At 72.1% G+C, this 8671-nt stretch carries 7 protein-coding genes, 1 pseudogene and 1 other annotated feature; of the genes and pseudogenes, 5 read left to right on the top strand and 3 right to left on the bottom strand.

Translation table 11 applies throughout. The features are described 5' to 3' along the window. Positions 1-127: integrase core domain-containing protein (locus J1M39_RS11630; protein WP_206496681.1), on the top strand; the 127-nt coding region annotated here is incomplete at its 5' end. Here J1M39_RS11630 and J1M39_RS11625 read toward each other — a convergent pair. From J1M39_RS11625 to J1M39_RS11615, 3 genes and pseudogenes are all read right to left on the bottom strand, one after another. Continuing rightward, complete coding sequence (locus J1M39_RS11625) at positions 108-905, bottom strand: hypothetical protein (protein WP_206496824.1); 798 nt, start codon at positions 903-905, stop codon at positions 108-110. The two genes, J1M39_RS11630 and J1M39_RS11625, sit on opposite strands and share 20 nt — an antisense overlap. A gap of 240 nt (positions 906-1145) precedes the next feature. After that, positions 1146-2411 (bottom strand): annotated as a pseudogene (locus J1M39_RS11620) (IS3 family transposase). Beyond that, positions 1978-2112 (bottom strand) — a sequence feature (AL1L pseudoknot). (Overlaps the previous pseudogene by 135 nt.) Positions 2412-2486: 75 nt before the next feature. Continuing rightward, the gene (locus J1M39_RS11615) at positions 2487-3116 is read right to left on the bottom strand and encodes a GntR family transcriptional regulator (protein ID WP_041104485.1); all 630 of its coding nucleotides are present in this window, start codon (positions 3114-3116) and stop codon (positions 2487-2489) included. Between the two features lie 153 nt (positions 3117-3269). Between J1M39_RS11615 and J1M39_RS11610 the strand changes: the two genes are divergently transcribed. The 4 genes from J1M39_RS11610 to J1M39_RS11595 all read left to right on the top strand — a co-directional run. Then, positions 3270-4631 carry an MFS transporter gene (locus J1M39_RS11610; protein WP_080772582.1) on the top strand — a complete coding sequence of 454 codons (1362 nt, stop codon included), beginning with the start codon at positions 3270-3272 and terminating at the stop codon, positions 4629-4631. 49 nt (positions 4632-4680) lie between these two features. Then, positions 4681-5925 (top strand): alpha-hydroxy acid oxidase, encoded by a 1245-nt coding sequence (locus J1M39_RS11605; RefSeq protein ID WP_052520079.1) that lies wholly within the window; start codon positions 4681-4683, stop codon positions 5923-5925. Positions 5926-6155: 230 nt separating this feature from the next. Next, complete coding sequence (locus J1M39_RS11600) at positions 6156-6923, top strand: LamB/YcsF family protein (RefSeq protein ID WP_101967505.1); 768 nt, start codon at positions 6156-6158, stop codon at positions 6921-6923. After that, on the top strand, positions 6920-8671 hold a 1752-nt coding region (locus tag J1M39_RS11595), incomplete at its 3' end, for a 5-oxoprolinase subunit B/C family protein (RefSeq protein ID WP_206496823.1). The genes J1M39_RS11600 and J1M39_RS11595, both read left to right, overlap by 4 nt.

The following is an 8671-nucleotide window of genomic DNA, read 5'->3' as shown; positions in this document are numbered from 1 at the left end:
GCGTGAGGCCCTGCAGGTGTGGGTGAACCACTACAACTACCATCGGCCTCATACCTCCTGCGGGGACGCCCCGCCAACCTCGTTGGCCCCGGCACGAGTCAACAACGTCATGACCTCTTACACCTAGCGAGTGCTATTGAGTTGTGAAGCTCAGGCACGGGGGCGAGCTCGCCAAAGGATACGGACGCCCCCGGTGGAGCCGTGAAACGTCGCCCCACCACTCCTTCAACGCGTCCGTGCTGGACGACGCAGAGTCCTTGGCCGGGACCGATGAGTTTGCTAATTGATTCGCGAAGCTGGTGGTCCTGCCCGAGCTGACCGTCTTCACGCTTGGCGACGAACCCGCGGTACGTCAGCCGGAGGCTCAGCAGGCCTCGGGTAGAGGTTTCGTCCAGCGGGTTTGGCTTAGGCCCACGCTCGGCGAGGGCTCGGAAGAGGTCCACTTGGAAGCGATAATCGTCGGCTGCGACTTGGAGGGCGTGGTGCCGGTATTCGTTGACCAGGGAAGTGGTGTATGCATCGCTGACCATCCAAATCTTTCGGTACGCATCGAGTCGCTCTTCAGTGGTGGCGCGTTCCTCTTTCATCAGTCGGTCGAGGTGGTCCGCGATCCGTCCCATCGAGAAACGAAAGGAGGCCATCAGGTCCTCGACGGGGACCCCCGAGTCAAGCCGGGCACGGCTGATTTGGGCATAGTTCGTCATAGTGTCCGCGTCTGGCGGCGATCCGGCGAGAACACATTCCCGACTCATGCGCATGTTCTGGTCGAAGGACGACGCGAGCAGGGCATCGGTCACAGGCGCGTATGACGGATACTGCGCCCGGACTTCGTCGATGACCTCCTTGAGGGCCTCGTATGGGTCGTCGATCAGTCGGGTGAAGGCTCGTACGGCCGGGGTCGTCATGACTCCATCTTCCTCCGAAGAACATATGAAACACCCTGGGTTTCATCCCGGGGTTAGGTCACGACCGGTGCTGGGCCCCGGGCGCGAGCGTGGGCAGCTTCGAGTCCCGTTGGGCTCGGTAGCCGTCCCCCTTGTGGAGACGGGCCGTGTGCCCTCGGCGCCCCCAGCTCATCGTGGCTAGTTTCATGGCTACGCTCGATCTCCAGGTGTGAAGCGCCCTGGGTCTGATGTAGACTCCCGCTATTTGATTCCGACCAGCTGTTCGCGGTCGGCTTCGACAGCATAGAACGTGTCCTCGAACTCGGCGGGTGGGACGTCGCCGAGGTAGCCGTGGAGGCGTTGCGTGTTGTGCCAGTGCACCCACCCGAGGGTCGCGAGCTCGAGGTCCTCGACCGTTCGCCAGGGGCCTGGCCGTGCGGGTCCGCGGACGAGTTCGGCCTTGTAATAGCCGTTCACGGTCTCGGCCAGGGCGTTGTCATAGCTGTCCCCGACGGTCCCGATCGACGGTGTCGCTCCGATCTCGGCGAGGCGTTCGCCGTAGCGAATGGAGGTGAATTGAGACCCCGCGTCGCTGTGGCAGCGCAGGTCCTCGTGGCGAGCGCCGCGGGACCAGCGGGCCATCTCGATCGCGTCGAGGACCATCTCGGTGCGCATGTGTGACGCGCACCGCCACCCTACGATCATCCTGCTGAACGCGTCGACGATGAAGCAGACGTACGCGACGCCGGCCCACGTCGGCACGAACGTCAGGTCGGTGACCCAGAGCCGGTTCGGGGCAGGCGCGGTGAACTCCCGCTTCACGAGGTCCAGGTGCCGCGCCGACGCCGGGTCCGGCCGGGTGGTCTTGACCCTCTTCGACCGCCGCGCACCCTCGATGCCTGCAGCGCGCATCAGCCGGGCGGTCTGGTCTCGGCCGATCATGATCCCCGCCCAGCCGGCGGCTTTCCAGAGCTTGCGGATTCCATAGACGCGGTAGTTTCCTCTCCCAGAGCTCGACCAGCTGCGGGATCAGCTCCTCGTCCCGCACCGCGCGAGCCGAGGGGGCGCGGGTCTTGGCGGCGTAGTAGCTGCTCGGAGCCACCTGCAGCAGCCTGCAGATGAGCTCGACTCCGAGCCGGCGACCGTCGACCAGGTCATCCTTGTTCGCGTCGATGAACGCGACTACTTCCGGTAGTGGCGGTCGAGCTCCGCCCCGAAGAAAGACGCAGCACGCTTGAGGACCTCGTTGGCCCGCCGCAACTCCCGGACCTCTTGCTCCAGTTCACGCACCCGCCGCGCCTCAGCGCTGCTCACGCCAGAGGTGACGCCGTCGTCGATGTCGGCTTGCTTGACCCACATCCGCACGGACTCGACCCCGTATCCGAGCTGCGTCGCGACCCGCTGCACAGTCCCATGCTCGGTCCCCAGCTCGACACGCAGCGTCCGCACCATCCGGACCGCCGCGGCCTTCTCCTCCGGCGAATACCGACGCGTCGTCGGCTTCCCCGCTGTCTGCTCTTTCGGCATAACTCCATCCTCGTTTCCAAGGTCAGGAGTCTCCAACAAACCCAGGGCGCTTCACGTTGGCGTGCGGTGCGGGGGTCAGTCCCAGAGCCCCGGGCCGTCGGTCCACTGACGCAGGGTGACGCGGCGGATCGTGCGCAGGTGGGTGCGCATGGCCTCGCGGGCGGCCTCCGCGTCTCCGGACTCCACCGCTTCCACGATGCGCGCATGCTCATCGAGCTCGACGTCCGACTCCATGTGCGCGTTGAGACCGCCGAGGACGTGATGGGCCCGGGCCGTCTCATCGAAGCACCGCTCCAGCGACGTGGACAGGCGCCCGTTCCGTCCGAGCAGGGCGAGGGATCGGTGCAGGTCGGCCGCGTGTCGCATCCGCTCCAGGGGATCGGTGGCGACGCCCTGGTCCGCGAGGAGGGTGCGCAGACGGGCCACGCCCGCGGCATCCGCGTACCGCGCCGCCTCGGCCGTGGCGTGCGGCTCCAGGAGCATGCGCAGATCGAGCACCTCGGCGAGGTCCTGCGGCGTCATCGTGGCGACGAGATACCCCTTCTTCGGCAGCACGGTCACGAGGTGCTCGGCGGCGAGGACGTGGAGGGCCTCGCGGACAGGGGTCTTGGACGTCGCGAAGCGGGCGGCGAGCTGGGGCTCCACGAGCACCTCGCCGGGACCGATGGCCCCGGTCAGGATCAGGCCCCGCAGTTCGGAGAGCACCCGTTGACCGCGAGGGGTCCGGGCTGCACCCGGCGCTGAGGTGTCCGGTGCTGGGGCGCCCTGGGCCGGACCGTCGCGACCGTCGTCGCTCCGCCCACCTGTCCCGTCATGCATGTTGTGGACTGTATCACCGTGCTGATAGAAAGATATTTCATGGACACCACTCGATCCGCGGTGAGCCCCCGCACCCCGGAGCCTCCTGCCGACTCCCGCCCGGGCCATTCCCGCCGCATGACCCCTGGCGTGCGTCGCGCCCTGACGGCGGCCGTCACGGGCACGCTCATCGAGTGGTATGACTACGCCCTCTATGGGGCCGCCGCCGGCCTCGTCATCGGCCCGCTCTTCTTCGCCGGTGTCGGCTCGGGCGCATCGCTGGCCGCCTTCGCCACCTTCGCGGTCGGTTTCGTGGCGCGCCCGCTGGGCGGGGCACTCATCGGCCATCTCGGCGACCGCCATGGTCGCCGCCCGGCCATGCTGCTCACGATCCTCATGATGGGCGTGGCCACCGTCGGCATCGGCCTCCTGCCCACTGCGACGGCGGTCGGCGCCCTGGCACCCGTGCTGCTGGTCCTCCTGCGGCTGCTCCAGGGCATGGGGGCCGGCGCCGAGCTCGCGGGGGCCATGACGCTCGTGGCGGAGTTCGCGCCGCCGGCCCGCCGCGGCCTCTACACCTCCTTCGTGCTGGCCACACCGCCGGCGGGCATCGCCCTGGCCACCGCGGCGTTCCTGGGGGTGGCCTCCCTGGGCGACGAAGCACTCTTGGCAGGCGCCTGGCGCTGGCCGTTCCTCGCCTCGGCCGTGCTGTTCGTGCTCGCCTGGTTCATCCGCCGCAGGCTGGACGAGACACCGGAATACCGCGAGGCCCAGCGCCGCGCCGCCGAACGGGGCGAGCGGGAGAAGACCCCCGCCGTCGAGCTGGTCCGCACGCGGGGGCGGGCTCTCGTGGTGGGTTTCCTCTCCATCACGGGCCACAACGCACTGAACTACGCCATGGCCGTGTTCGCCCTCTCGTTCCTGACCTCCGCGTCGGTGGGCCTGACCAGGCCCGAGGCGCTCGGCGCCGTGACCCTCGGGTCCCTGGCCGGCGTCCTCGCCACCCCCGTCGGCGGCTGGGCGGCGGACCGCTTCGGCGCGGGCCGCGTGCTGGCGCTCGGCTCCCTCCTGGGGGCCGGGTACGTGTTCGTGCTGTTCGCAGGCATGGCCAGCGGTTCTGCTGTGACGGCGGGACTGGCCATCGCGGGTGGCTACGCGTTCGTCATCGCCCTGACCTCGGGCGCGCAGGGTTCCTTCCTGGCCGGCCTGTTCCCGCCCCGTCAGCGCTTCTCCGGCATCGGCATCGCCCGCGAGGCCAACGGCGCCGTCATCGCCGGATTCACCCCCATGGTCGCCGCGTGGCTTGTCGGGCAGGCCAGCGGTGCCTGGTGGCCGGCGGCGTGCTTCGTCGCGGCGTGCTGCCTGACGTCCGCCGCCGCCGTCGTCCTCTGGCTCCGCGCCCGCCCCGCCACGGAGCACTGAGCCGACGTCCGCCGTCGCCCCTCCGATCCACCGACACTGAAAGGACCCCATGTCCCGCCCCTCCCGCCTCACGCCGCTGACCCGCCGCCTGCCCGACGTCGCCGAGCTCGCCCCGCTGATGCGGTTCGCCCCGCCCGGGCTCGGACGCCAGGCCCGGCTCGCCCGGGCGGCCGACGTCGCGGACCTGCGCGCGATCGCCAAGCGTCGAACCCCGGCTGCCGCGTTCGACTACGTGGACGGCGCCGCCAAGCGCGAGATCACCGCGCGCCGCTCCCGCGAGGTCTTCGACTCTGTGGAGCTGCTGCCGCGGATCCTGCACGGCGTGGCCGCCCCGGACCTGTCGGTCGAGATCGCGGGAGCCCGGTCCGCGCTGCCGTTCGGGATCGCGCCCACCGGCTTCACACGCTTCATGCACGCCGAGGGGGAGGACGCGGGCGCCGCGGCCGCGGCCGCCGCGGGCATCCCGTTCAGCCTCTCCACGATGGGTACCCGCTCGATCGAGGAGACGGCGGCAGCGTCCGGCGACGGCGACCGGTGGTTCCAGCTCTACCTCTGGAGGGACCGCGACCGCGCCCGCGACCTCATCGAGCGCGCCGCCGCGTCGGGCTACGGCGCCCTGCTCGTCACCGTGGACACGCCCGTGGCCGGCCAGCGGCTGCGCGACGTCCGCAACGGCATGACCATCCCCCCGCGGCTGAGCGCCAAGACCGTCGTGGACGCCTCGTACCGTCCCGAGTGGTGGTGGAACTTCCTGACCACGGACCCGCTGACCTTCGCCTCGCTCTCGGACTCCGCCGGCGATCTGCCCAGCATCATCAACGGGATGTTCGACCCCACGCTGAGCCTGCGCGACCTCGAGTGGATCCGCTCGGTGTGGCCCGGCACGCTGATGGTCAAGGGCATCCTCACGCGGGAGGACACGAGGCGGGCGCTCGACGTCGGCGCGGACGGGCTGGTCGTGTCCAACCACGGCGGCCGGCAGCTGGATCGGGCGCCGGTCTCCCTGCAGGCGTTGCCCGCGGTGCGCGAGGAGGCCGGGGCGGACGTGCCGATCGTGCTCGACTCCGGCATCCTGACCGGCGAGGACATCGTGGCCGCCCTCGCCCTGGGCGCCGACTTCACGCTCATCGGCCGGGCGTACCTCTACGGGCTCATGGCCGGCGGCCAGGAGGGCGTGCGTCGCGTGATCGAGCTGCTCGCGGAGGAGGTCGAGGTCGCGATGTCCCTCATGGGCGCCGCGACGACGGCGGACCTCACCCCCGCCAGCGTCCGCGCGCCCTGGCTCGAGGGCTGAGCGCCCCATCGCACCGCCGCGCTGACGTTGCTCAGCCCGGCCCGGTCCGCAACGCCGGTTGAGTTATCGCGGGTCCCGGGCTGGGGCACCCGCGATAATTCAACCCGCGTTGGTGTGTGGTGCGGGTGAGCGCCAGCAGGACGCGCCGAGGATTGTTGAACAATCCCCCCTCATGCCTCAAGATTGTGTGACCGGCACCTCAGCCGGGCCCGATCCGAGAGGACTGCACTGTGTCTCACGCGCCGCAGATCGACCTGAACTCCGACGTCGGCGAGTCCTTCGGCTCGTGGACGATGGGGGACGACGCCGCCATCATGCCCTCCGTCTCCTCCGCCAACGTCGCGTGCGGCTTCCACGCGGGCGATCCCTCGGGGATCGCCCAGACCTGCCGTGACGCGGTCGCCGCCGGCGTCACGATCGGCGCGCACGTGGGCTACCGCGACCTCGCCGGATTCGGCCGCCGCTTCCTGGACTGCACGCCCACCGAGCTGGCCGATGACGTCCTCTACCAGATCGGCGCCCTCGACGCGCTCGCCCGCGCGGCCGGCGGCCGGGTCCGCTACGTGAAGCCGCACGGCGCCCTCTACAACACGATCGTCCGTCACGAGGCGCACGCCCAGGCCGTCGTCGACGGCGTCAAGGCGTTCGGCTCCGACCTCCCGCTGCTGCTCCTGCCCGGCTCCGTCGCCCTGGACAAGGCGGCCGCTGCGGGGCTGCGCGGCGTCGCCGAGGCCTTCGCGGACCGCGGCTACAACCCGGACGGCACGCTCGTCTCCCGCCGCGAGCCCGGTGCGGTCCTCCACGACGAGGACGACGTCGCCACCCGCATGGTGCGCCTGGCCACCGAGGGCGTCGTCGCGGCGGTGGACGGCACGGACGTGCGCGTCGACGCCGAGAGCATCTGCCTGCACGGCGACACACCCGGCGCCGTGGCCATGGCCGCGGCCGTGCGCCGCGCGCTCGAGGGCGCGGGCGTGGCCATCAAGGCCTTCGCATGAGCGCCCCACATCACCCCGCCGCCGAGCCGCCGGCCCGCCCGATCCGCTGGGTCGGCACCCAGGGCTTCCTCGTCGAGTGCGCCTCGCTCGAGGACGTCATGGCCGTCCACGCCCACCTCACGGCCCACCCGGAGCGCGGCCAGCGCCAGGTCATGGCCGCCGCCGCGACCGTCCTGGTGACCTTCACCTCGCAGGCCGCCGCCGAGCACGCCGCACCGCGGGTCAGCACTCTCACCCCCGACGCCGGTGAGCTGACGGGGGGCCGCGTCGTCGAGATCCCCGTGGTCTACGACGGTGAGGACCTCGCCGAGGTCGGCCGGCTCACCGGGCTCGGCGTCGACGGCGTCATCCGGGCCCATAGCGAGGCCGACTGGTTCGCCGCGTTCGGCGGCTTCGCGCCGGGGTTCATGTACTGCGCCTCCGAGGCGGCCCCGTTCGAGGCGCCCCGCCGCAGCTCGCCCCGCACGGCCGTCCCCGCGGGCGCCGTCGCCGTCGCCGGGGCCTTCTCTGCCGTCTACCCGCGCACCTCGCCCGGCGGCTGGCAGCTGCTGGGGCACACCACCGCGGCCCTGTGGGACCTCGGCCGCGAGCAGCCCGCCCTGCTGCAGCCCGGCGACCGTGTCCGCTACGTCCCCGTGCGCCCGACGGCGTCCGTCACCTCCGGCACGGACGCGGCGGTCGACGCCACCCCGCCCGCCGACGCCGCGGCCGGCCTCCCGTCCGTGGCCGGCCGCCGCGGCGTCACCGTCGTGGACCCGGGGCTCCTGACCCTGGTCCAGGACCTGGGCCGCCCGGGCCTGGGCGACCTCGGCGTCGTCGTGTCCGGCGCGGCCGATCGGGACGCGGCGCGCCAGGCGAACCGGCTCGTGGGCAACCGCTCACGCGAGGCGGTGCTGGAGACCGCCCTGGGCGGCCTCACCCTCACCGCGCACGGCCACCAGGTGATGGCCCTGGCCGGCGCCGAGGCCGGCGGGACGATCACCGCGGCCGACGGCGCCACGCGCCGGGTGCCCGCCCGCACGCCGTTCGTCGTGCTGGACGGCCAGACGCTGACGGTGGACGAGCCGGTCGGCGGCCTGCGCGTGTACGTGGGCCTCCGGGGCGGGATCGACGTGCCGCCCGTGCTCGGCAGCCGCTCGACCGACACCCTGTCCGGGCTCGGCCCCGCCCCGCTGACGGCGGGGGACCGCCTCGCCCGCCGCGTCGGCCCGGATGCGAGGGGCGCCGCCGGCGCCTCCGCCGCGAGCCCGACCGCCGCCGGCGCCCCCGCCTCGGCGGAGGCCGGCGTCGCGACGGTGGGGGACCCGGAGACCTCGCTGCGCCCCATGCCCGCGCCCGGCCAGGTGGCCGTGCTGCGCGTGGTCCCCGGCCCCCGCGACGACTGGTTCGGCGAGGCGGGCCTGGAGCGCCTGTTCACGCAGGACTGGGACGTGAGCCAGCAGACCGACCGGATCGGGGTGCGCCTCACGGCCCCCGACGACGGCGCGCCGCTCGAGCGCGTGCGGGAGGGCGAGCTGAAGTCCGAGGGCGCCGTGCGCGGCGCGCTGCAGGTGCCGCCCTCGGGTGAGCCCGTCCTGTTCCTCTCCGACCATCCGGTCACCGGCGGCTACCCGGTGATCGGCGTCGTGGCCCGCGCGGACCTCAGCCTGGCGGCCCAGCTGCCGCCGGGCGCCCGCGTCCGCTTCGTCCCCCATCCCCGCCCCGGCGCCGAGACCGTCGTCGACTCCGCATCGCCCTCCGAGGAGACC

Origin of the sequence: Micrococcus sp. KRD077, from assembly GCF_017168505.1 — a bacterium.
GTDB lineage: Bacteria > Actinomycetota > Actinomycetes > Actinomycetales > Micrococcaceae > Micrococcus > Micrococcus luteus.
Note: the sequence above shows the minus strand (reverse complement) of the source record. Positions and strands in the feature narration are given on the sequence as shown.